The organism is Acinetobacter sp. YH12106 (genome assembly GCF_013418995.1).
GTDB classification, from domain to species: domain Bacteria; phylum Pseudomonadota; class Gammaproteobacteria; order Pseudomonadales; family Moraxellaceae; genus Acinetobacter; species Acinetobacter pseudolwoffii.
Genome location: NZ_VPAV01000003.1, coordinates 138,666 through 162,619, shown reverse-complemented (window position 1 = coordinate 162,619; position 23,954 = coordinate 138,666). Strand labels below are relative to the sequence as shown.

Below are 23,954 nucleotides of genomic sequence, written 5' to 3'. Positions count from 1 at the left end.
TATCATTACTCATTGAATACCCGATCGAAACCGGGCAATTTTTTGCAAATCGACTTAGAAAAAAACAAGTAGGAACAAAGATTTTTTCTAAAGCGACTCAAGCCTACCTTTATATACCAGTCCCTGGTTATGCAATGTTTAAAAAATGTACCTGAAATGGCATTTTCTAAAGATAGTCATAGGCTAAATGCTAACATGTTCTCAAGTTTTCAATTGATTTTTTTGACACATACCTTTCATAAATTGGCTAAATACAGTTCAGATATTTTACTCTAACCTATGGTGCTTTATCTCAAAAATAGATTCAATGTAGACTTAAGTCCTAAGCATTTCCGATAAATAAAAAGAGAGCAAACCTTTCAATCCACTCCCTCCTTAAATTTCCGTTATATAATAACATCGTTCTTGTTATTTTTCAGGTCAGTTTTACAGCTAAAAATCATAAATACCCCAAATAATTACATGTTCTTCTTCTATGGCACTTAACATCACCCGTCATTTCCTGACTACCTGACTCAACTTTATACATTTTAAGTATAGTATCTTTATTTTTATCTGATGATTTTTTATTTTGCTTCAATGGTTTGCACAAAAAAAAGCACACCTTGTGGTGTGCTTTTTTCCAAACTGCTATCAGCAGCCTATTAACCTGCCATATCTAAAAGCATATTACGGATGTGACCGATTGCTTTAGTTGGGTTCAAACCTTTAGGACACACAGATACACAGTTCATGATGCCTTTACAACGGAACAATGAGAATGGATCGTCAAGACGAGCCAAACGCTCTTGTGTTCCAGTATCACGCGAGTCAATGATGAAGCGGTAAGCGTTCAACAATGCTGAAGGACCTAGGAACTTGTCCGGATTCCACCAGAATGACGGGCATGAGGTTGAACAACATGCACATAGAATACATTCATACAGACCATCAAGATGCTCACGCTCTTCAGGAGACTGTAAACGTTCCTTTGGAGGCGCAGGCTGGTTGTTGATCAAGAATGGATGGATCTTGTTGTACTGATCGTAGAACTGGTTCATGTCAACCACCAGATCTTTCACTACAGGAAGACCAGGCAATGGACGAACAGTAATTTCATTGGGTAAATCGTTCAGGTTCCAAAGACACGCCAAACCATTTTTACCATTGATGTTTACACCATCAGAACCACAAATACCTTCACGACATGAACGACGGAACGTTAAAGATTCGTCTTGTACTTTTAATGCTAGAAGTGCATCAAGCAACATACGGTGCTTGTCAGTCAATTCCAGTTTAAAAGTCTGCATGTACGGTGCTTTATCCTTGTCAGGATCATAGCGGTAGATATGAAATGTACGAGTACCTCTACTCATCTGAATTCTCCTGATTAGAATGTACGTGGTTTAGGTGGAATCGCGTCAACCGACAATGGACGGTAACGAACTGGCTTGTACTCAAGACGGTTGTCCACAGAGAACCATAATGTGTGCTTCATCCACTCATCATCACGACGACCATATGGATAATCCGCATGATCCGGTGACAATTCGAAATCTACCACAGTATGCGCACCACGACATTCTTTACGCGCAGCAGCTGAAATTAAGGTCGCTTTTGCAACTTCATACAAGTTTTCAACTTCTAATGCTTCAACACGTGCAGTGTTAAATACTTTAGATTTGTCTTTCAAATGAATATTACGAACACGTGGCTCAATTGCAAGAATCTGTTTTACACCTTCTTCAAGTAGTGCTGATGTACGGAATACACCTGCATGATCTTGAACAATGTCACGAATCGCATCTGCAACTTCCTGAGCATTCTCACCTGTTGTGGATTCGTCAAGTTTACGAATACGCGCAACCGTTTGCTCAAGTACAGTTGTTGGTAGTGGCTCGTACTCATCACCGTGATGTTTAGTCACATAATCGATGATGTGTTTACCCGCAGCCTTACCAAATACCACCAAGTCAAGCAGTGAGTTGGTACCTAAACGGTTGGCACCATGTACAGATACACATGAACATTCACCAATTGCATAGAAACCTTTCACTGGCTTAGTGAAATCACGTTCGGCTGCATTGGTCGAATAAACATCGGTATCTTTGTTGTAATGTGCCGCCAGCGCTTCAGTTTCGCGTGACTCAGGCACAACAACCTGACCATGAATATTGGTTGGAATACCACCCATTTGGTAATGGATTGTTGGTACTACTGGAATTGGTTCTTTGGTGATATCCACGTTCGCGAATTTCTTGCCAATTTCGAATACCGATGGCAGACGCTTCATGATTGTATCCGCACCTAAATGCGTCATATCAAGCAGGATATAGTCACCTTTAGGACCACAACCACGACCCTCTTTGATTTCCTGGTCCATAGAACGTGATACGAAGTCACGTGGCGCCAAGTCTTTCAAAGTTGGAGCATAACGCTCCATGAACGGTTCGCCATCTTTGTTACGAAGGATTGCACCTTCACCACGACAGCCTTCAGTCAGCAATACACCTGCACCCGCAACACCCGTAGGGTGGAACTGCCAGAATTCCATATCTTGCAATGGAATACCTGCACGCGCCGCCATGCCAAGACCGTCACCAGTATTGATATAGGCATTGGTAGATGCACGGTAAACACGACCCGCACCACCGGTAGCAAACAATGTGGCTTTACCTTGGAATACAGCAATTTTACCAGTTTCCTGGTCAATTGCAGTGACACCAAGTACGTCGCCTGCTTCGTTACGGATCAAATCAAGTGCGATCCATTCTACGAAGAATTGTGTACCCATTTTCACGTTGCTTTGATAAAGCGTGTGAAGAAGTGCGTGACCTGTACGGTCGGCAGCAGCACATGCACGTGGCACCGCTTTTTCACCGTAGTTCGCAGAGTGGCCACCGAATGGACGCTGGTAAATTGTACCATCAGCGTTACGGTCAAATGGCATACCCAAGTGTTCTAATTCGTATACCACTTGAGGTGCTTCACGCGTCATAAATTCGATTGCGTCTTGGTCACCTAACCAGTCCGAACCTTTTACTGTGTCGTAGAAATGGTAGTGCCAGTTATCTTCTTGCATATTACCAAGAGATGCACCAATACCACCCTGCGCTGCCACAGTGTGAGAACGGGTTGGGAAAACTTTGGTCAGTACCGCAACTTTCAAACCAGCTTGAGCAAGTTGGTAAGACGCACGCATACCTGAACCACCACCACCCACGATGACTGCATCGAAGGTTTCGTGTGGAATATTTGTGTAATCTTCTTTAGGGTTTATAGCGCCCATGATTGTTTCCTATCAATTCGCCCAAAAAATCTGGATCGCCCAGATTGCATATGCCAACACAGCAATAATCACTGCTGAAGTCAGTACAATACGCAAACCATTCGCAGAAGGACCCATTTGACGAGTCGTCACATAGTCTGTGAAAACTTGCCACATACCAATCCAAGCGTGTGCAACAAGAGATAAGACTGACAATAAAGATAGAATCTTCATTGGAGTTGTCATCATGAAGCCATACCATTGTTCATAGCTGAATCCACTGTTACACAGGATCCAACCCAAAATAACAACGGTATAAACAGCCAAAATAACAGCACTAACACGTTGGAGAAACCAATCGCGAGAACCTGAACCTGTTAAACCAGTAGCGCTTTTCATTAGAGTACGATCCATACAAATGCTGCAACAATACCGATTGCAGACAAGATTAATGCGATAGTAGATGCGACACGGCCACTTTCTAATTCTTCAGCAACGCCAATGTCAGCAAGTAAATGCTTAACACCCGCAATAAAGTGAAAAATCAAGCCGGCGACAAATACCCATACAATGAAACGAACAATGAAACCATTCATGATTTCTTGAACTTGCGCAAAACCTTCAGGTGAAGACAGTGATTTGTCTAAAATCCAGAGAAGGACCGGTACGAGTAAGAATACGATAACACCTGAAAGACGGTGTAGAATTGATGCAATAGCCACGGGCGATTTTAAGTTTACTTCTAAAACTTGACCCATGGACAAATTGACAGGTCTGTTGCTTTTCACAGCGGGCATCCTGTAAGTAAAAACTCCATCCGGAGTTTGTTGGAATTAATTCGAAGGAAAGCTGGCATTCTTAGGCAAATACATGCCTAAAATCAAAACGACACTGAATTATAAAACGTCAACTATTAAAACACAAACAGATGGATTTGGCTTTTTCAAGAAAAACCCTTTAAATAAGAATCATTAACAACAACATATGAGGTTCTTTAGCGACTAAGAATCCACTAACTTTCATCTATATAATTGTTTTTAAATAATTAACTTGATCAATTTACTCTGTTATTCTTTTTAAAGCCAATTCCCGCTATTTAGACTAAAGATGCACAGTTGCAGCACAAATCTTATTTAAAATCTCGATTTAATTTAAATGGAAATCAAGCTCATACAGGTAGTGCAGCAGTTATTAAGATGGGTCTGCTTTCAGGTATAATTATAACCTGAGCTTAAAGAGTCACTTAGACTGCACTCGATGATGGATTTTTTGATCGCTTTAGAGGATTTGGATTCGAAAAATCACTCATTTATTTTTAGACTGGGGACCTTTGCTGCAAAGTTGGCCATTTATTAAGCTATTTTTTAATCAATTGAATCAAGTCAAAAATTTAATTAATTGCTTTTATTTATAATTCTGCATGTGCAAAGGAAATGAGTAAAAACCATGTAAGTTATGAGATTTATATAGTTTTAACAACTCCCAATAAGATCAGCGATACTTTTTCGCAGCATTTCTTAGTCTGAAAAAACGCTTACAAATAATTCAGGCCCTCTATTTTTTTCTGCACCTCTGTTTAAATTTGACTTATTATAGAGGTTTGATGCTGTGATTTTACTGAACTTTTTATACCAAGATGGTGTGACTAAGCCGCTGTGCAAGCGTCATTTTTTCATCCATAAGTATAATTGACAAAATTTCAGTACTCACTAATCTTATAGCAAATTTTTGATCCATCCGTTTTGTGCATTAAAAGATTGATAGACAACTCGGATATACATTCACCAGGACAGGAGATCTATTGAATGTCTGAAGCAACTGGCAAGAAAGCCGTTTTACAGCTTGATGGCAAAGAAATTGAACTACCAATTTACAGCGGCACATTGGGCCCAGATGTAATCGACGTTAAAGATGTGTTGGCTGCAGGTCACTTTACTTTTGATCCTGGTTTTATGGCAACAGCGGCGTGCGAGTCTAAAATCACCTTCATCGACGGTAACAAAGGTGTACTTTTACACCGTGGCTACCCAATTGATCAATTGGCGACTAAAGCTGATTACCTAGAAACTTGCTATTTACTTCTTAATGGCGAACTTCCGACTGCTGAGCAAAAAGAAGAATTCGACGCTAAAGTACGTAACCACACAATGGTTCACGACCAAGTTAGCCGCTTCTATAACGGTTTCCGTCGTGATGCGCATCCTATGGCGATTATGGTGGGTGTTGTTGGTGCGTTATCTGCGTTCTACCACAACAATCTGGACATCGAAAATGTTGATCACCGTGAAATCACAGCGATCCGTTTAATTGCGAAGATCCCTACTTTAGCGGCTTGGAGCTACAAGTACACAATCGGTCAACCGTTTGTTTACCCACGTAACGACTTGAACTACGCTGAAAACTTCCTTCACATGATGTTCGCGACTCCTGCTGATCGTGATTACAAAGTTGATCCTATCCTTGCTAAAGCAATGGATCGTATCTTCACGCTTCATGCTGACCATGAACAAAATGCCTCTACGTCTACAGTACGTTTAGCTGGTTCTACTGGTGCTAACCCGTATGCATGTATTGCTGCTGGTATCTCGGCACTTTGGGGCCCTGCTCATGGCGGCGCGAACGAAGCTGTTCTTAAGATGCTTGATGAAATCGGCTCTGTAGAAAACGTTGCTGGCTTCATGGAAAAAGTGAAGACTAAAGAAGTTAAACTGATGGGCTTCGGTCACCGAGTTTACAAAAACTTCGATCCACGCGCGAAAGTCATGAAAGAAACTTGTGACGAAGTTCTTGGTGCGCTTGGCATCAACGATCCACAACTTGCTTTGGCTATGGAACTTGAACGTATTGCGCTTTCTGACGAATACTTCATCAAACGTAACCTATACCCGAACGTAGACTTCTACTCAGGTATCATCCTTAAAGCGATTGGTATCCCGACAGAAATGTTTACTGTGATCTTCGCGCTTGCACGTACTGTTGGCTGGATCAGCCACTGGTTAGAAATGCACAGCGGTCCTTACAAGATCGGTCGTCCTCGTCAGCTTTATACTGGTGAAGTTCAACGCGATATCGCTCGTTAATTCGAACGGCGTTGCAAGACAGAAAAACCACCCTTTGGGGTGGTTTTTTTAGTGCTGACAAAATCCTACATATAGCCTCTTTAATCCATTTTAAAATGCATGAACCTCGACCATATTCATAGATTGAAAACTTGAACAGGATCTGTGCTTGATGTTGTTGTATGCCCTACCGTTTATTTTAAGATTCATCCGTTTTGAACAGTTTAAGTGCCGTAACTTAACGGCCGGTGAAATCAGAATCTGTCAGCAGGTATTTGGCAATCTGATTGACTATTCGGCAGTCAGAATCATGAATCACCCTTATTTACCCTGGCAATCCAGCCATGTGATTATGGCGCCCAGTGGTTATATCCATGCACGAAATTTAAATTATCGGGAAGACTATTCATGTGAAAGCTTGGCCTATCAAGCACTGTTTATTCATGAGATGACCCATATTTATCAATACCAACAGCAGATTAATGTGGTTTTAAAAGGCGCATTTCTACAAAGTGCTTATTTTTTAAGCTTAGGGAAATATAATCCTTACAAATATCAATTTAATCCCAACAAATCATTTTCACAGTATAATATTGAACAACAAGGTGATATTGCCCGAGATATTTTTCTTAAAAAAATACCCAATATTATTTTAGATAGCCAAACAATTGTTTGATATATAATCATTTTTATTCAAAATATCATCTTGATTTGGCATTTTGAAAATTAAGGCCATGAATAAATGATTTAAATCCTGAGATTTATTCATGTGCAGAAAACCTACATATTCTTTATTTTTGGATAATAACTTTTCATTTCAACATTCATTCTCGCAAAACAGCTCTAGCTTCTGGATTAAATTTCGATAAAATAACCCAAGTATGATATTTTAGCTCGCAGATCAAGATTTAACGATCATGTGATAAAGACGTTTTTTCTTTTGCCATTTGGCATTTTTTTAAGTATCAAAATGCACTCAGCTGGATAATTAGAATTATAAAAATCAGTGATTTAGTGTATTAACCTATAGGAATAGGATTTAATTGGAATGAAAAGTTTTAAAATTGCGATTGCTCAGCTCTCTCCACATGTGGGCAATTTGGATGCAAATACTCAAAAAATGATTGATCAGGCCAATCAGGCTAAAAAAGATAAGGCTGATCTGATTATCTTCCCTGAGCTTGCAATCTTGGGCTACCCTGCAGAAGATCTATTAATTCGTCCAAGTCTGGCCAAACGCACCAAAGCTGCTTTTGAAAAACTGACTGAAGTCAAAGATATTGTGATGGTCTTCGGTTTTGTAAATCAAACTGAAGATGGCCAGCGTTATAACTCAGCAGCCGTCATGAAAGATGGTGAGGTGCTGGGTATTTATAACAAACAGGTGTTGCCAAACTATGGCGTATTTGATGAAAAGCGTTATTTCGGTGAAGGTCATCAACATCTGGTATTTGAATATCTCGGACACAAATTTGGTGTGCTGATTTGTGAAGACGCATGGTCTTTAGCTACTGTACAGCAGCTGGCAAAACTCAATATCGAAACTGCTCTGGTACTGAATGCCTCTCCATATGAAGTGGGTAAACCACAACACCGTATTGAGACCATGGCAGCTCTGGTAAAACAATTGAATATCAATCTGGTCTATTGTAACCAGGTCGGTGGTCAGGATGATCTGATCTTTGACGGTACCAGCTTTGTGTTAAATAAATCTGGCGAAGTCGCGCTACAGGCCCCAAGTTTCCAGGAAAGCCTTTCTATCGCAGAATATGATGCTGAACAGCTTCAATTTAGCAAAGGTACAATTACACCTGCGCTGGACACCATGGCTGAGATCTATCAGAGCCTGGTGATGGCAACCCGTGATTATGTACAGCGTTCTGGCTTCCCCGGCGTGATTCTGGGCCTATCGGGTGGGATCGATTCTGCCCTGACCCTTGCGATTGCTGCAGATGCCATTGGTGCAGACAAAGTTCAGGCGGTCATGATGCCTTATACCTATACCGCGCAAATCAGCGTAGAAGATGCGGCTGAACAAGCAAAAAATATGGGGGTAACCTTTGGTATTGCCGAAATCAATCCGATAGTAAACGGCTTTATGCAGGTACTCTTCCCGTTCTTTGGAAGCGCCCCGGCAGATGCGACTGAGGAAAACCTGCAAGCACGTTCGCGTGGCACTTTATTAATGGCGCTTTCCAACAAGTTCGGCAATCTGGTGCTTGCGACCGGAAATAAATCTGAACTGGCTGTGGGTTATTGCACACTGTATGGTGACATGGTCGGTGGCTATGCCGTCTTGAAAGATGTGTACAAAACCATTGTGTTTGAACTGGCGAAATATCGTAACAGTATTTCAGAAACACCCGTGATTCCAGAACGTGTGATTACTCGTCCACCATCAGCAGAATTGCGTCCAGATCAGGTCGATCAAGACTCTTTACCTTCGTATGACATTCTGGATGCCATCCTGTATTCATACATCGAAGAAGACATGAGTCAAGACGATATTATTGACAAAGGTTTTGATGCCGAGGTGGTGAAAAAAGTCATCCGTCTGGTCGACATGAATGAATACAAGCGCCGCCAAGGTGCAATTGGACCACGAATCAGTTCACGTTCTTATGGGCGCGAACGTCGTTATCCAATCGTCAATGGCTGGAAAGCAGGTAACTAAGCCCTTTTCTTAGTCATTTAAATCAAATCGCCCGAGTGAATACTGGGGCGATTTTTTTATATCAACCATCAAAGTAGAAAATTAATCAACAATCACAGAAAAATAATTTTGGAAATATCTGAAAATTTACTGGATGCTTCAAATAATTTTTATAATGCGCCATACTTTTTAAAAGACAAAAAAAGAGACCAAGCTGAGAGCTTGGTCTTTTAAAATGGTGGCTATGACGAGACTTGAACTTGTGACCCCCGCATTATGAGTGCGGTGCTCTAACCAACTGAGCTACATAGCCGTAAACTGTGTGCGCATTATCGTAATTTCAGGTGCTATCGTCAAGCATTTTAAAACACAAATGTTCAGTCTTTATGCAAATGAAGAATAAACTCTTAAACTTTAAACAATATTAGATTTTTTATTTGGTATTTCACATATTCTTATGAAGAACTTTAATGCTTGGAGCTTTCACCGATGTACAAAATTAACATACTGATTCTTTTGCTCAGCACTTTAGCAATCACCGCCTGCCAAGTGATTTCTCCTATTTTTGTCAACTACAATGGAGTACGTCGCGATGTGGCACAGTGGATTAATCATCAACAATTCATGAGCATGCAACAGAAACGCACCTTGGCGCAATTAAGTCGGGCTCAACAGCAAATCAAGCGTTATCCGGAATATGATCAGACTCAACGACTGGCCATTGCCAAAGAAAATCAGATTGCATTCTATTGTGCACGTTTGCATGTGAACGAACATAAAATCCAGCAACTGCAACAACAAATTTTCGCACCTGAGACGCAGGCGATTTTAAATCAATATGAACAACTGGCACCACAAATCAAATTGGACCCGGCATCCATTCAATGTGATTGACAATCAGCTTGAATATTTCTATAAATCCATATAATTCAATTACTTAAAATCAATAAACCATGAAGCTTAAAACTCAGAAATCTGCGTTTAACTGTTTAATCTATTAGACATTATACCTATGTATTTACTTGGTTTTATTTTTATACAATACAGGCTATGATCAAAGTATAAACAACTATTCGTACTCGGTTTAACGCGTCATCATTTTTATAACACTTAATTCCCAACAGGAGAATTCTAATGCCTTTTGAACATATTTTAGTTCCTATTGACGGTTCGGAAACATCTTATGCTGCCGTTGATAAAGCAGTCGAAGTTGCCAAAGCATTTAACAGTAAAGTGACAGTGGTACAGGTACTGACACTCGACCCTTATATTGCTGCGGAATATATCTCTGCAGCGCAAACCAACGACCTGATTGAACGTGCTCGCACCTCGATCTTAAAAACTCTGGATGAAGCCAAAGCAAAATTCTCTGGTGCAGGTGTTGAAGTAGATACCCAGCTACTTGAAGGCCAGGTGATTTATAGCGAGATTGTCAAAGCAGCGAAAGATTTAAATTCTGACCTGATCATAATTGGTTCACATGGCCGTACTGGCTTCAAGAAACTGTTCCTGGGCAGCGTAGCTCAAAGCATTCTAGGTCAGGCCGATATTCCAGTGATGGTTATTCGCAAGTAATCCGTGCATCAAACTTAAAATCCCCACTTTCTAAAAGCGGGGATTTTTTATATCTAGACCCAACCATCCCACTGATAGCGTTTTAAATCCACACGATCACCGTCAAGTACAATCCCTTCCTGTATCAGCTTTTGTTGCTGAATATTCTGGCCAGATGAATCAAGCTTGTTCAGACTGATTTTAGCTTGTGCATTGATCACCCGATACCAGGGAATGTCGGTATTTTCTTCCAGATGACTTAAAACCCGACCCACTAAACGTGCATGTTGAGGTAAACCGACCAGTCTGGCAATCTGCCCATAGGTTGCAACTTTTGCATAAGGGATCTGACTGACCACAGTCAAAATCATCTCTGCCATTTCCTGACTGGCTGAACTTGTCTTGCTGCATTTCATCTGTTCAATAGTACCTTTAAATAAAAGATCACGCCCTGATCCCCCTATTAACAGCTATAGGAAAATAATCACGCCTGATTAAATGCTGATTCAAGCGATCTCATTTCACTATTAAACATAATCCAGTAGCGCTTTATCTTCTGGATTTTATCTTTAGAAATTATCTGGATTTTCCAGCCGTTTTACCTCTTGAACTTTGTCTGGATGATGTACGGTAGCAACACCATCGATATCTTTCTGATCAATCAGAATCTCTGGCTGAAAAATAGTGATGGTTTCATTTCCTTTGACATCTTCTCCGACAATATATTGAAAACCCTTACGGTTCAGCTTGTGGCACATACGCTGGTACCAGCCTTTAAAGCCCTGTGTGTCTTCCTCGGGATTATAGTAAAAAGCATTCATCACTGCAGGTAAGCCCAGACCACACACCAGACCCGACAAGAGCACCACAATAAAGGTATAGCCCACCAAGATACTGCTATAAGCCTCTAGCTGAGGAATATTGGCCACCGCCAGAATAAGCGCCAGGGAAATCCCGCCACGCACACCGCCCCAGGACAAAATCGTTAAACTGCCGTTATAGCTTTTTCGGCGTATTTTGGGGAACATGGCAAATGCCAAGTGATTGGCAGCAAAGCGGGCTAAATGTAAAATAATAAATGCCACAATCCCGCCCAAGACCAGACTGGTACTCAGGTCAAGAATAAACAACTCCAAACCAATCAGAGTAAACAGGAAGGAGTTAATAATCCCTTCAACCGTATGCCAGAAATGGTTCACGTCACCAATATCGGCATCGGCCAGAATTTCTTTCCATTTATTACCGACAATTAAGCCACCAATGACACAGGCAATCGGTGCTGAAGCATGGGCCAATAAAGCAATAAGATAAGAGCCACATGCCAATAAAGCAGTGGTCAGAATCAGTGACTCCATTTCATGCTTGCCACGCAAGATTCTTAATATTGCAAAGCCAAATCCCAGACCAATCAGTACGGCCACCACAATCTCATACAATAAAGTTTGCATGACAGCCAGCACCGTAAAGTTTTCGCCTTGCAGAACATTGAGCAGGGTCATAAATAAGGCGATACACATGGCATCATTAAATAACGATTCGCCTTCCAGCTTGACAATCAGATGATGCGGTGCGCGAACTGAACTCAATACGCCTTTAATGCCGATCGGATCAGTCGCCCCCAAAGCCGCACCAAGTAATAACAACACCAGTAAATCCACATGATTACCAATCAGGAACTGATAGCCATATAAAACGGCACCAAAGAACACCGCACAAAAGACCAGCGCTAAACTTGCCAAAATACCAATCGGTCGCCAATGATTACGTAAATCTGAAACCTTAAACTTCAGTGCAGATGAGGTCAGAATAAAGCAGATCACCCCATTGATCAGAAAATCATAAAAATCGATATTACGAACAGCCTGCTCGATATTGTCAATATTAATACTAAAGAATGGATTACCTTGTAATAAACTGGCGCCCCATTGCAAAATAAAAACAAAGATGGCCGAAACAATCGGAACACCGATCGCTTGCGGAAAACCTAAAACACGCTTATTAAACATAGTGGTGGCAATGGAAAGTGCAAAGACCACCGTGAGTAGCTGAAGAAAAAAGAAATTTCCCATTCGGTTTCCTAAAGTCGGGCGAGATGGAGCAATATGCGCCGAGCGGCATGGTCAAAATAGAGATTTGAATAGCAGAGCATTAATAAAAAGGCATTCTAGCAAAACAAGTTTAATCCTCTTTTTATCGAATTGAGTTAAGTTTCTTTTCAGTATTTCCGAATGATGATTTAACATACAGATCAGCACTCGGCTTTTGCTTTCCCATCTTTCTATTTTGAATTTTTCTCCCATGCACCAAACTGTCAAAACCATTTTTCGTCTTTGTTTTGCGAGCGTGATTTTTCTGATCACCTTATCCTTATGTTTTACCTGCTTCGCTAAAATTCAGGAGATTCTGCAGGCAGAACAGCATTATCAGCAGGCAACCCGTATTCCCTTGAAAAGTACAACTGGCGAACAGTATGTTTTGGTATCTAATAACCAGCGACCGGACAATGCCATTTTTATTCTGATTGCAGGAAATGGTTATGTGGCCAAAATCAATTGTGAGCATTACAGTGCTTTATGTAGTGATGAGGACAATCAATCACATACCCGTCAAATCCAGAGCGTCCACCTAATTAAAGCGGGAAATCTGTTTTATATTGAAAAAATTCAATTTAGAGATAGCCGGACTGGCAAAGTCACGGCTCTCGAATATACCAACCATGATATGCAGCAGTTCTATCAAAATGACATCAACAATCTCAAATATACGGTCTTTGCCATTGCCTTGTTTGCTTTGGCCGCCTTATTTGTCAGTATCAAGATATTAAGAAATTTCCGGCGTTTTCTGCATAAATAAAAAAGGATTGCCTGCTCCACAGCTGCCCCACAATTGAATTAAGTAGATTTTGGAGATGCGAGTGTGACAAGGAGGTCACACCTTAGCCATCACGACAAGCATGTTGTGTATGGCGAACAAAAGACTTTTGCCTGCTTTTGACCTGTCAAAAGCAGGATTTCATGACGTCATAGATTCAAACTATAACCAAAGTTAAAATGATGAGAAGCAGTGGTACCTGCTCCTTTTTTATCTGGAAACAAGCTAAATATTTTGGTTAAAGGTATCGCAATTCGAAACCTGACCCGATTTCAAGCCGGTATTAAACCACTGTACGCGCTGCGCACTGCTGCCATGGGTAAAGCTGTCCGGTACCACCTGCCCGCGAGCACGTTTCTGTAAATAGTCATCACCAATTTTATGTGCGGCATCCATAGCTTCCTGCACATCTCCCTGTTCCAGAAACTGGGTGCGCTGATGATTATGGTAGGCCCAGACTCCGGCCAGACAGTCTGCCTGCAATTCTTGGCGCACTGAAAGCTGGTTACTCTGTACTTCGCTTGCCTGCTGACGTGCCTGCTGTACTTGAGAGGAAATCCCCAAAATGGTCTGGATATGATGACCTACTTCATGGGCCACCACATAAGCCTGCGCAAAATCTCCGGCCTGATCATTACGGGAGAGTTCGGTGGCATTCTGTTCTCCACCAATCCCCATCTGAGTACGCATATCTTTAAAGAATGCGGTATCGATATAAACTTTCTGGTCTGCCGGACAGTAGAAAGGCCCCATCGCCGCCTGAGCCGTACCACAACCCGAATTCACAATGCCATTGAACAAAACCAGTTTTGGGGGAACATACTGCTGATTTAACTGCTGCTGAAACACCTGAGTCCAGGTATCTTCAGTATCTGCTAGTACGGTGCCGACAAAATCAATCGACTCCTGCTGTTCCGGCGTAGGATTTTCCAGACCCCGTGTTTCCGCCGCACCCGATACGCCTTGGGTGACCTGTTTGGTGGTTTGATAAGCTTGCTGTGGATCGACGCCGAAGAATTTCCAGGCCACAAAAGCCACAATCAACCCGACAATACTGATACCACCAGCTTTGGCACCACCACCGCGACGGTCTTCTACATTACTACTGACACGACGACCTTTCCAACGCATAGTTTTTTTCCTTTTCTTCATCTGCTCAATTTGCAGATATTTTTGCATCTTAAGCTTTTGATGATTTGGGCCAGATTTTTTTAATCAGGCTGATGACCAGCATCACCAGCAGACCCGCTAAAATTCCCACGGCGAAATTAATCAAGGTCGGTGTTACAGCACCTACAATATTTCCGATACTGGGAATATCCTGTACATAGCTAACACTATCTTCAGTAAAGTGGTGAATAACAGGAATAGCATGATTAATAATTCCCCCACCGACCAGGAACATCGCAGCAGTTCCAACAACTGATAAAATTTTCATCAGAATCGGGGCAAATGCCAACAAGCCGCGTCCTATTTGTTGTTTAAAATCGGACTGCTGCTCGGTCAGATGCAGACCGATATCATCCAGTTTGACAATCAGGGCAACAAAACCATAGACCCCGATGGTCATCACGATCGCGATCAGGCTTAAAACGGTAACTTTGGTCAGCATAGAGGCTGCTGCCACCGTCCCCAAGGTAATCACGATAATTTCAGCCGAAAGGATAAAGTCGGTGCGAATCGCGCCTTTGACTTTTTCATTTTCAAACTGGTGCAAATCTGTTTCAGTCTGGATCAGTTGCTCACGGGCCTGTTCAGCATCCTTGGCCTTCGGTGTATACAAGGTGTGTACGATTTTTTCCACGCCTTCATAACACAGAAACAAACCACCCAGCACCAATAAGGGGTTAATCAGCCAGCCGGCAATAAAGCTGATTAACAAGGCCAGCGGCACTAAAATCAGCTTATTGACAAAAGAACCTTTGGCCACTTTCCAGACTACTGGTAATTCACGATCTGCCCGTACGCCTGACACTTGCTGTGCATTTAAAGCCAGATCATCACCGAGGACTCCTGCTGTTTTTTTGGCTGCCATTTTGCTCATCACAGCCACATCATCCAAGACCGTCGCAATATCATCTAATAATAGTAATAAACTGCTCGCCATACTTATTATCCTTATCATATTTCAGTTTATTTTAATCAAAATTCTTAAAAATATTGTATTCACTTGTTTAATTAATAAGATTTTTTTAATACAGCTTTTTTTCTGGCTGACAATCAAAAACAGAATACCGTACAATATTGCCATTCGTTAAAATACAGCTGTAGTACTGACTACCCTTTGGAATAAATAATGAGTAATCAAGATAATCGTCCAGTGATCTTGACGGGCGACCGTCCTACCGGACAACTTCACCTCGGCCACTTTGTCGGTTCATTACGCTCTCGTGTAGGCCTGCAAGATTCTCACCATCAACACTTGTTACTTGCTGATGCTCAAGCACTCACCGATAATGCCGATAATTTTGAAAAAGTACGTCGTAACATTATTGAAGTGGCAACGGATTATCTGGCTGTCGGTATTGATCCAACTAAAACTACAATTTGTGTTCAGTCATGTTTACCTGCCTTAAACGAACTGACGATGCTTTACCTCAATTTCGTGACTGTTTCACGTCTTGAGCGTAATCCGACCATTAAATCTGAAATCCAGATGCGTGGTTTTGAGCGCGATATTCCAGCAGGTTTCTTGTGTTACCCGGTGGCTCAGGCTGCCGACATTACAGCATTCAAGGCCACTGTTGTTCCTGTGGGTGAAGATCAGATTCCAATGATCGAACAGACCAATGAAATCGTGCGTCGTCTGAACCGTCAAATTGGTCATGACCTGTTACCAGAATGTAAAGCGCTACTGTCTAATGTCGGCCGCCTCCCTGGTTTTGATGGCAAAGCGAAAATGTCAAAATCTTTGGGCAATACCATTGTGCTGGATGCGACAGATAAAGATATTAAAAAAGCCGTCAATGCCATGTATACCGATCCGAATCATCTTCGTGTGGAAGACCCAGGTCAGGTTGAAGGCAATGTAGTATTCACTTATCTGGACGCTTTTGATCCAAACAAAGAAGAACTGGAAGAGCTTAAGGCATACTACCGTCGTGGTGGTTTAGGCGATGGTACAGTGAAAAAACGTCTGGAAGGCATTCTCAAAGAATTGATTGGTCCAATCCGTGAGCGCCGTATTGAACTGGCTAAAGACCCTGACTATATTATGGATATTTTAAAGACCGGAACAGATAAATGTCGTGATATTACCCAGGCGACTTTAGATGAAGTGAAAACCGGTTTAGGTGTATTCCGTTTCTAAACATAAAATGACCACCTAAAGCTCTTCATATGAAGGGCTTTTTTATTGCGAGGTGTTTATGCACGATAAAGCAGCAAACTCGCCCATAGAATCTCCATAGTTTTAACCTTAATTAACATCTATTAACATGAATACTGCTGAGTCAAGCCTTACCGGGTCGTATTATAGCTACATACAGTAAGGAATCAAATTTAACTCTCTCCACAGTTAAGCTTGATGTAGTTTGAAAAAACATTCCTTTTTCTACGCAATGATCACCCCAATCATTGCGTTTTTTTTGTCTTTAATTTTTTAGTATAGCGATTTAAAGCATAAAAAAACCCGCCTAAGCGGGTTTTCTAAAATTCAGCACTTATGCATTTTTATGACGCATATGCGGGAACAAGATCACATCACGGATACTTGCTGCATTAGCAAAGATCATCACCAGACGGTCAATACCAATACCTTCACCGGCTGTTGGCGGTAGGCCATATTCCAGTGCTTCTACAAAGTCTGCATCATAATGCATCGCTTCATCATCACCCGCATCTTTTTCCGCAACCTGTGCCTGGAAACGTTCCGCCTGGTCGATTGGATCATTTAATTCCGAGAAGCCATTTGCCAGTTCACGACCACCAATAAAGAATTCAAAACGGTCGGTGATGTGCGGATTATCATCATTACGACGTGCCAATGGAGAAGTTTCCGCTGGATATTCCGTAATGAATGTTGGTTGACGCAGTTTGGTTTCAACTGTTTCTTCAAACACAATCGTTTGCAGTTTACCCAGACCAAAACCTGGCTTCACTTGCTCTTTCAATTCTTCTTGAAGGAATTTTGCCAGGAACTCACGGTCATTGACATTTTCCGGAGTAAATTGCGGGTTATTTTCCAGAATTGCATCAAACATTGAAATTTTCTTGAATGGCCCTTTGAAGCTATACACTTCATCACCATAAGGTACATCGGTCGAACCCAAGATATCCAGCGCCAGTTTTTCCAGCATCTGCTCGGTCAATTCCATCAGATCTTTATAATCTGCATAGGCTTGATAGAATTCAATCATGGTGAATTCTGGGTTGTGACGCGTAGATACCCCTTCGTTACGGAAGTTACGGTTAATTTCGAACACACGTTCAAAACCACCCACTACCAAACGTTTTAAATAAAGCTCTGGCGCAATACGCAAGAACAATGGCATGTCCAGTGCATTATGATGCGTTTCAAACGGACGCGCAGAAGCACCGCCTGGGATCACATGCATCATTGGCGTTTCAACTTCCATATAGCGTTTTTCAGTCAGGAAGGCACGAATACCTGCAACCACTTTGGCACGAATTTCAAACGTTTTACGGGTTTCTTCGTTCACGATCAGATCAAGATAACGTTTACGATACTTTACTTCAGTATCATTCAGACCGTGGAACTTGTCTGGCAGCGGACGCAATGATTTGGTTAATAATTCAAAATGTTCGATGTGTACATACAGATCGCCTTTGCCTGAACGACCGATATAACCTTCGATTGCAATAATGTCGCCAAGGTCTAAACCTTTGATGGTCGCAAGTACATCTGCAGCGAGTTCTTTACGGGCGACATAAAGCTGGATACGACCTGTCATGTCCTGGATCACAATAAATGAACCACGGTTTAACATCACACGACCGGCAACTTTGACGTAGACCTTTTCGCCTGCTTCAATTTCTTCTTTAGATTTATCAGCGAACTGGTCTTGTAAATCTTGGGCATAATGCTCACGCTTAAAGGTATTTGGCCATGGGCTTTTACCAGTTTCTTGTGCCTGAGCTTCGATTTGCTTTAACTTGGCATGACGCTGTGCAATTAAATCGTTTTCGGAAATGATTTGTTCAGAAGTCGATTGAGCGTTAGTTTGCGTCATCTCTGCCTCGAATAAGATTAGTTAAAAAATAGAAGTTGCATAGAATAGCAGAAATCCTACCCAAATCGTAGCTTAAACACTCTCAGGAAGCGGCTTTTCTTTGGAAAAATCCACTATCTTGGCATTTTCCCAACCTTATCCCGTCAATCTAATCCACTCTACCAATACAATTCAGCTCGATTTGGGACCGATTATGCGATTACTTAGATGAAAGTCCTAGTGTGTGACGAGGTAGAGCCAATCACTGCACAAAAAAATGCTGGCTTAGACCAATAGCTAACTGCCTTGAATGTCCACACGTTCTACAATGATGCTCAGATTGAAGATGATGTGCCAATCAATAAATACCAATATGGCATGCCCCATAAAAATGAGTAAGATTATGTCTAAGATTTTGTTTTTACATGGCTTAGATTCCTCCAGAGAATCCACCAAGTTTCATGCAATTGATGTCGTGCATAAATATTGTATTGATGTCGATTATCGTAATCTGAGCTATAATTCGGTCGCCAGTTTTTATCATGAGATGATTGAAACCATCAAACCGGATATTCTGGTGGGTCATAATCTTGGCGGCTATTGGGCACTGAAAATGTCGCAGGCTTATCACCTTCCCTGTGTGGTGGCGAATCCCATTTTGCAACCCAATTTCAGAGATGATTATCCGGCAATTTGTCATGGCGATTTACAGCATGATATTCCGCAGTTTGCCTATCTAGAACTGGGCGATGAAATTCTGGATATGCATGCGGTTCAGGCACAGCTGGAAGATTATATGCAGATTCAGGCAGTTGATGGCGGACATCATCGTCTGGAACACCCAGAACAGGTGAACGAGCTGATTCAGGAAATCGAATATCATTTTATCCGACAATAAAAAAGCCCCAATATCCGGGGCTTCTTTATATGCTTTAAGCTTAGGCTACCGCAGCTTCAGGCTGAGATTTATCATCCAGTACTGACCAGATATCCAGACCTAATTCAGCATGCAAATCAGGAAGATCAAGAAAGATACTTGCACCTAGTACTTCATGCTGACATTTGAGTGCCAATTCATTTACCGCTTTTAAAGTTCCGCCTGTTGCCAGAACATCATCAACAATGATGACTTTCTGAGACTGAACTTCCGCAGACATTTCTAAACGATCCAGACCATATTCCAGGCTATAACCGACACCCACGACTGGAGGCGGCAATTTTCCTGCTTTACGCACCAATAACAAACCTTTTCCAGTACGTTGTGCCAACAGGCTCGCCAACACAAAACCACGTGCTTCCACTGCGATAAAGCTTTCTACTTCTGCCAGTTTGTCAGCAGGAATGCTGGCAATCAGGGCATCAGTCAATGGACCAATATTGCTCATGAAAAGTGGGGTCAAATCATAAAAGCAAATTCCTGGTTTTGGAAAATCTTGGACCGTACGAATGTGAGACCACAAAGAAGTAGATAAATTGCTCATGGGAGATCTTAAAAAAAGAAAAGGAATATGCGAATTTTAAACCTATTTCCAGCCAATGAACAAGCCGAGCTGTATAATAAAAACTCAATATTTAAGCACAAGTTATTGATTTTATTAAATTCATTTATTATAAAAATATTTAATCCAGACTTTACTGATTCTAAATTATATAAAAACCTCAGTTTTTACTGCACGACTTTGGTCTATAACGCCTCATTTAAGCTAAATTTTGCCACAGCAGCCGCTTCATCACTCCACAGCATTTGCCAGCAAAGCCGATTTGACTCATTTTCAGAGAAATACTGAATCCCAAAGTCATTCTGCTGCTAATTTCGCTGATTAAGCTTTTATTCACTTTACTTTCTGAATAGAACTGCGTAAAAATTTAGCCAAATATGTTCACTGTTAAAAAGTCATATTCTTTTAGAGTCTTGCCATTTTATGGATTTTAAGCTGACGGTTACACTTGCTCAGTTTTGGAGAGTTACATGAAAAAGTATCAATGCATCGTTTGTGGATGGATTTATGACGAGGCGGAAGGTTGGCCTCAAGACGGCATCGTGGCGGGAACCAAATGGGAAGATATCCCGGATGACTGGACCTGTCCAGATTGTGGCGTGTCTAAAGTCGATTTCGAAATGATCGAAGTCTGAGCACGCCCAGTTAAAGACCATGTCGATATGGTCTTTTTTTATGTCCTTTTTATCCTCATATAAAACAGCATGGAGAGCCCTACAGCATGGAAACGACTATGCATCCTATCGTTATTATTGGTTCAGGTATGGCAGGTTATGCTGTAGCACGTGAATTTCGCAAACTTAATCCAGAGCATGAACTGCTGATGATTTGCGCGGATGATGCGATAAATTATGCCAAACCTACCCTTTCCAATGCTTTGGTTGGCAAAAAAGCGCCTGAACAGATTGCATTGGGCGATGCTGCAAAAATGTCGGCACAACTGAATATGCGGATTGAACAGCAGACTTGGGTCAAAGCCATTCATCCGGAAGATCATCAGCTGGTACTTGAGAAAGATGGTCAGGAAAGCACACAGAATTATTCCAAACTGGTCTTGGCGGTCGGTGCCAACCCGGTACGTTTAGCCATTTCCGGTGATGCCAGTGATGACATTCATGTGGTGAATAATTTAAGTGACTATAAGACGTTCCGCAGCAATCTGGCGGCACGTGAAGATAAACGCGTGGTGATTTTAGGCGCAGGCCTGATTGGTTGCGAATTTGCCAATGACCTGCAAAATACCGAGCATCAGGTCACAGTGATCGATCTAGCACCTCAACCGCTGGGCCGTTTATTACCTGAACATGTTGCAACGGCCTTCCAGAAAAACCTTGAAGAAACCGGCATTCATTTCGTCTTGGGCACCACAGTCGAGAAGGTCTCTCGTGCTGAAAATGGTGACTATTTGGTCATGCTGGCCAATGGTCAGTCTCTCGTTGCTGATGTGGTTTTGTCTGCGGTAGGTCTACAGCCGAATATTTCTTTGGCCAAACAGGCAGATGTTCATACCAGTCGTGGAATTTTAACCACGGCGCAACTGGAAACCAATCATGCCGATATTTATGCCGTAGGTGACTGTGCTGAAGTGAATGGTACCTTATTGCCTTATGTCATGCCCATCATGCAACAGGCGCGCGCGCTGGCAAAAACCCTGAATGGCGAACATACGGCTGTACATTATCCGGCTATGCCAGTGGCAGTGAAAACGCCTGCTGCACCTTTAACTGTCCTGCCTGCACCAGTCGATGTTGAGGTCACCTGGGAAACTGAAGAGCTGGAAGATGGCATGCTGGCCAAAGCCATCGACGGTAGCGGCACTTTACGTGGCTTTGTACTCTTGGGTGCAACTGCGGGCAAACAACGTCTGTCTTTGACCAAGCAGGTTCCTGACTTGATTCCTGCTGTGGTTTAGATGTTTAATACTCAGGATATTTTTTAAACAAAATATCCTTTAATTAGGACAGCAATTATGCACAGCGCATTACAGTTTAATCTTTCTCCATATAGTTCTTTCATGCGTGAAACCAGAGTTGATCTGGGTAATGGTGTGGAATTACATGTCGAGGTGGGCGGAAATCCGGAAAATCCTACGCTGCTCCTGATTATGGGACTGGGTGCGCAGGTGCTGTACTGGCCTGACTTTTTTTGCAAATCATTGATTGATCAAGGTTTCCATCTGGTACGTTTTGATAATCGCGATATTGGCCTGTCTTCAAAAATCCATAACAAGGGTCCACGCCTGAACACCCTGAAAATGATGAGCCGTTTTGTGCTCGGTCTGGGCAATCAGGGTGCACCTTATGACCTGTATGATATGGCTGAAGATGTCAGTCTGCTGATTGAAAAAATGGGGCTGGATCAGGTTGATGTATTGGGTGCATCCATGGGTGGCATGATTGCCCAGATTCTGGCGGCACGCTATCCGGACAAAGTCAAAAAACTGGGTTTACTGTTTACCAGCAACAATCAGCCGCTGTTGCCACCGCCCTTTCCCAAGCAACTCTTTAGTTTGATTGACAAACCGGCTTCAACAGATGAAGATGGTATTGTAGATCATAGTCTAAAACTGTTTAACATCATCGGTTCGCCAGGTTATGTCAATCATCTGGAAGCGGTGCAGACCGCACGTAAATTATATAAACGAAGTTACTATCCTGCCGGTGTACTTCAACAGTTTTTAGCAATATTATGTACAGGTTCATTGCTGCAACTGAACAAGCAAATCAAGCAAGAGACCCTGGTGGTTCATGGTGCTCGTGATCGATTGCTGCCTCCTAGTCATGGCAAGGCCGTTGCAAAAGCGATTCCAGGGGCTAAATTTGAATTAATTGATGGAATGGGGCATGATATCCCACCGCATTTTATTCCATATCTTAGCGAATTATTTGCTGATCATTTTAAATCATAAACATTAGGACACTATGGCTGCACTACCCTCCTTAAGACAGCTGTCATACCTCGTAACACTGTCAGAGACGCTACATTTTACAGAAGCTGCTCGCCGCTCATTTGTCACCCAGTCAACTTTGTCTGGCGGCATTATGGAGCTGGAGCGTTTACTCGGTGGCGTACTTGTTGAACGCGACCGCCAGAATGTTCGTTTAACGCCTCTTGGTGAACAAGTGGTTGCACGCGCACGTGTTCTACTGGCTGATGCTCAGGACTTGATGCGCTTAAGTCGTGAGATGAGTGAACCCTTAACCGGTGATTTACATCTTGGCGTGATTCCTACGATTGCTCCCTTCCTGCTGTCACAGCTGCTAGAAGAAGTGCATAAACAATTACCAAAAATCCAGTTGCATCTGCATGAAGCACAAAGCGAGAAAATTGTAGAAAAACTGGAACATGGCAACCTGGATATGGTGGCCTTGGCGCTGCCTTTCGATACACGTGGCCTGAAAGTGGCCGAGATTGCCAAAGAGAATCTGTATCTGGTTTATCAAAAATCAGATCAACACGCTGCACAAGCGAATTCTCTGGAAGATCTGGATCTGTCTCGCCTGATGTTACTTGAGGAAGGTCATTGCTTACGTGATCATGCCCTGAGTGCCTGCCCGATTGGCGAGCGTAAAAATGATCATCGTTTAAAAGCTAGCTCTTTGCCGACTTTAATCGAAATGGTCTCTGCAAATCTTGGTTTTACTTTATTGCCAGAAATTGCGATTTATACCAATATGATCAAAGCCAATCCTGAGATTCTGGTCAAGCCAATCAACTCTGCACCAAGCCGCACCCTGGCATTGGTGACGCGTAAAAGTACGCCGCTACAAAGCGAGTTTGATGTGTTATTACAGATTTTCCAAAAAATCACTCAGCACAATGCTGCTTGAGCTAAAATTTTAGATGATTAAAAGGAGCACACCCGTTGCTCCTTTTTTTATATCTCAAAGTGGATATAGC

22 protein-coding genes and 1 tRNA gene are annotated in these 23,954 nt (G+C 42.2%); 12 read left to right on the top strand and 11 right to left on the bottom strand.

Annotated elements, in window-relative coordinates:
• Window positions 1-644: 644 nt before the first annotated feature.
• From FTU45_RS04695 to sdhC, 4 genes are read right to left on the bottom strand one after another with little or no spacing between them, the layout of a single operon-like run.
• The gene (locus FTU45_RS04695; RefSeq protein ID WP_005171970.1) at window positions 645-1,355 is read right to left on the bottom strand and encodes a succinate dehydrogenase iron-sulfur subunit; all 711 of its coding nucleotides are present in this window, start codon (window positions 1,353-1,355) and stop codon (window positions 645-647) included.
• A gap of 14 nt (window positions 1,356-1,369) precedes the next feature.
• Complete coding sequence (sdhA, locus tag FTU45_RS04690; RefSeq protein WP_005171973.1) at window positions 1,370-3,268, bottom strand: succinate dehydrogenase flavoprotein subunit; 1,899 nt, start codon at window positions 3,266-3,268, stop codon at window positions 1,370-1,372.
• A gap of 12 nt (window positions 3,269-3,280) precedes the next feature.
• Window positions 3,281-3,646, bottom strand: coding sequence for a succinate dehydrogenase, hydrophobic membrane anchor protein (gene sdhD, locus FTU45_RS04685; RefSeq protein WP_005096282.1), 366 nt, complete (start codon window positions 3,644-3,646; stop codon window positions 3,281-3,283).
• On the bottom strand, window positions 3,646-4,044 hold the full coding sequence (sdhC, locus tag FTU45_RS04680) for a succinate dehydrogenase, cytochrome b556 subunit (RefSeq protein WP_074383085.1): 399 nt from the start codon (window positions 4,042-4,044) through the stop codon (window positions 3,646-3,648). The genes sdhD and sdhC overlap by 1 nt, the downstream gene beginning before the upstream one ends.
• Before the next feature lie 1,008 nt (window positions 4,045-5,052).
• Here sdhC and gltA point away from each other — a divergent pair.
• The 3 genes from gltA to FTU45_RS04665 all read left to right on the top strand — a co-directional run bounded on the left by gltA (window position 5,053) and on the right by FTU45_RS04665 (window position 8,980).
• The gene (gene gltA, locus FTU45_RS04675) at window positions 5,053-6,327 is read left to right on the top strand and encodes a citrate synthase (protein WP_005096279.1); all 1,275 of its coding nucleotides are present in this window, start codon (window positions 5,053-5,055) and stop codon (window positions 6,325-6,327) included.
• A 151-nt stretch (window positions 6,328-6,478) separates the two neighbouring features.
• Window positions 6,479-6,982 carry a hypothetical protein gene (locus FTU45_RS04670; RefSeq protein ID WP_074383086.1) on the top strand — a complete coding sequence of 168 codons (504 nt, stop codon included), beginning with the start codon at window positions 6,479-6,481 and terminating at the stop codon, window positions 6,980-6,982.
• A gap of 372 nt (window positions 6,983-7,354) precedes the next feature.
• Window positions 7,355-8,980 carry an NAD+ synthase gene (locus FTU45_RS04665; protein ID WP_180076025.1) on the top strand — a complete coding sequence of 542 codons (1,626 nt, stop codon included), beginning with the start codon at window positions 7,355-7,357 and terminating at the stop codon, window positions 8,978-8,980.
• Between the two features lie 215 nt (window positions 8,981-9,195).
• Here FTU45_RS04665 and FTU45_RS04660 read toward each other — a convergent pair.
• A tRNA-Met gene (locus FTU45_RS04660) sits at window positions 9,196-9,272 on the bottom strand.
• A gap of 176 nt (window positions 9,273-9,448) precedes the next feature.
• Here FTU45_RS04660 and FTU45_RS04655 point away from each other — a divergent pair.
• Window positions 9,449-9,853: a hypothetical protein gene (locus FTU45_RS04655; RefSeq protein WP_005171986.1), complete on the top strand. Its 405-nt coding sequence runs from the start codon at window positions 9,449-9,451 to the stop codon at window positions 9,851-9,853.
• Between the two features lie 240 nt (window positions 9,854-10,093).
• Window positions 10,094-10,534: a universal stress protein gene (locus FTU45_RS04650; protein ID WP_005096273.1), complete on the top strand. Its 441-nt coding sequence runs from the start codon at window positions 10,094-10,096 to the stop codon at window positions 10,532-10,534.
• Between the two features lie 53 nt (window positions 10,535-10,587).
• Here the strand turns inward: FTU45_RS04650 and FTU45_RS04645 are convergent, their stop codons facing one another.
• Both FTU45_RS04645 and FTU45_RS04640 read right to left on the bottom strand, forming a co-directional pair.
• Window positions 10,588-10,884, bottom strand: a complete 297-nt coding sequence (locus FTU45_RS04645; protein ID WP_180076060.1) for an MGMT family protein — start codon at window positions 10,882-10,884, stop codon at window positions 10,588-10,590.
• A 198-nt stretch (window positions 10,885-11,082) separates the two neighbouring features.
• The gene (locus FTU45_RS04640; protein ID WP_005171990.1) at window positions 11,083-12,582 is read right to left on the bottom strand and encodes a sodium:proton antiporter; all 1,500 of its coding nucleotides are present in this window, start codon (window positions 12,580-12,582) and stop codon (window positions 11,083-11,085) included.
• Window positions 12,583-12,811: 229 nt separating this feature from the next.
• On the opposite strand from FTU45_RS04640, the gene FTU45_RS04635 reads away from it, so the two are divergent.
• A complete protein-coding gene (locus FTU45_RS04635; RefSeq protein ID WP_005171992.1) occupies window positions 12,812-13,366 on the top strand; it encodes a hypothetical protein in 555 nt (184 codons plus the stop codon).
• Window positions 13,367-13,609: 243 nt separating this feature from the next.
• Here FTU45_RS04635 and FTU45_RS04630 read toward each other — a convergent pair whose 3' ends face one another.
• Both FTU45_RS04630 and FTU45_RS04625 read right to left on the bottom strand, forming a co-directional pair.
• The gene (locus FTU45_RS04630) at window positions 13,610-14,515 is read right to left on the bottom strand and encodes a neutral zinc metallopeptidase (protein WP_100328816.1); all 906 of its coding nucleotides are present in this window, start codon (window positions 14,513-14,515) and stop codon (window positions 13,610-13,612) included.
• Window positions 14,516-14,564: 49 nt separating this feature from the next.
• Window positions 14,565-15,491 (bottom strand): DUF808 domain-containing protein, encoded by a 927-nt coding sequence (locus FTU45_RS04625; RefSeq protein WP_005171999.1) that lies wholly within the window; start codon window positions 15,489-15,491, stop codon window positions 14,565-14,567.
• A 189-nt stretch (window positions 15,492-15,680) separates the two neighbouring features.
• Here FTU45_RS04625 and trpS point away from each other — a divergent pair, with 189 nt between their 5' ends.
• Window positions 15,681-16,694 (top strand): tryptophan--tRNA ligase, encoded by a 1,014-nt coding sequence (gene trpS / locus FTU45_RS04620; protein ID WP_005096266.1) that lies wholly within the window; start codon window positions 15,681-15,683, stop codon window positions 16,692-16,694.
• A 352-nt stretch (window positions 16,695-17,046) separates the two neighbouring features.
• Here trpS and lysS read toward each other — a convergent pair whose 3' ends face one another.
• On the bottom strand, window positions 17,047-18,576 hold the full coding sequence (gene lysS, locus FTU45_RS04615; protein ID WP_005172002.1) for a lysine--tRNA ligase: 1,530 nt from the start codon (window positions 18,574-18,576) through the stop codon (window positions 17,047-17,049).
• A gap of 382 nt (window positions 18,577-18,958) precedes the next feature.
• Here lysS and FTU45_RS04610 point away from each other — a divergent pair, with 382 nt between their 5' ends.
• The gene (locus tag FTU45_RS04610; RefSeq protein ID WP_180001518.1) at window positions 18,959-19,453 is read left to right on the top strand and encodes a YqiA/YcfP family alpha/beta fold hydrolase; all 495 of its coding nucleotides are present in this window, start codon (window positions 18,959-18,961) and stop codon (window positions 19,451-19,453) included.
• 40 nt (window positions 19,454-19,493) lie between these two features.
• Here FTU45_RS04610 and FTU45_RS04605 read toward each other — a convergent pair whose 3' ends face one another.
• Complete coding sequence (locus tag FTU45_RS04605) at window positions 19,494-20,036, bottom strand: adenine phosphoribosyltransferase (protein WP_005096259.1); 543 nt, start codon at window positions 20,034-20,036, stop codon at window positions 19,494-19,496.
• A gap of 488 nt (window positions 20,037-20,524) precedes the next feature.
• Between FTU45_RS04605 and rubA the strand changes: the two genes are divergently transcribed.
• The 4 genes from rubA to oxyR all read left to right on the top strand — a co-directional run bounded on the left by rubA (window position 20,525) and on the right by oxyR (window position 23,884).
• Entirely contained in the window at window positions 20,525-20,689 is a 165-nt protein-coding gene (rubA, locus tag FTU45_RS04600; protein WP_005096258.1) for a rubredoxin RubA, read from the top strand.
• Window positions 20,690-20,787: 98 nt separating this feature from the next.
• The gene (rubB, locus tag FTU45_RS04595; RefSeq protein WP_074383094.1) at window positions 20,788-21,966 is read left to right on the top strand and encodes a rubredoxin reductase RubB; all 1,179 of its coding nucleotides are present in this window, start codon (window positions 20,788-20,790) and stop codon (window positions 21,964-21,966) included.
• A 57-nt stretch (window positions 21,967-22,023) separates the two neighbouring features.
• Entirely contained in the window at window positions 22,024-22,962 is a 939-nt protein-coding gene (estB, locus tag FTU45_RS04590; protein ID WP_005172008.1) for an esterase EstB, read from the top strand.
• A 13-nt stretch (window positions 22,963-22,975) separates the two neighbouring features.
• Entirely contained in the window at window positions 22,976-23,884 is a 909-nt protein-coding gene (gene oxyR / locus FTU45_RS04585; RefSeq protein ID WP_005172010.1) for a LysR family transcriptional regulator OxyR, read from the top strand.
• The last annotated feature ends 70 nt before the right edge of the window (window positions 23,885-23,954 follow it).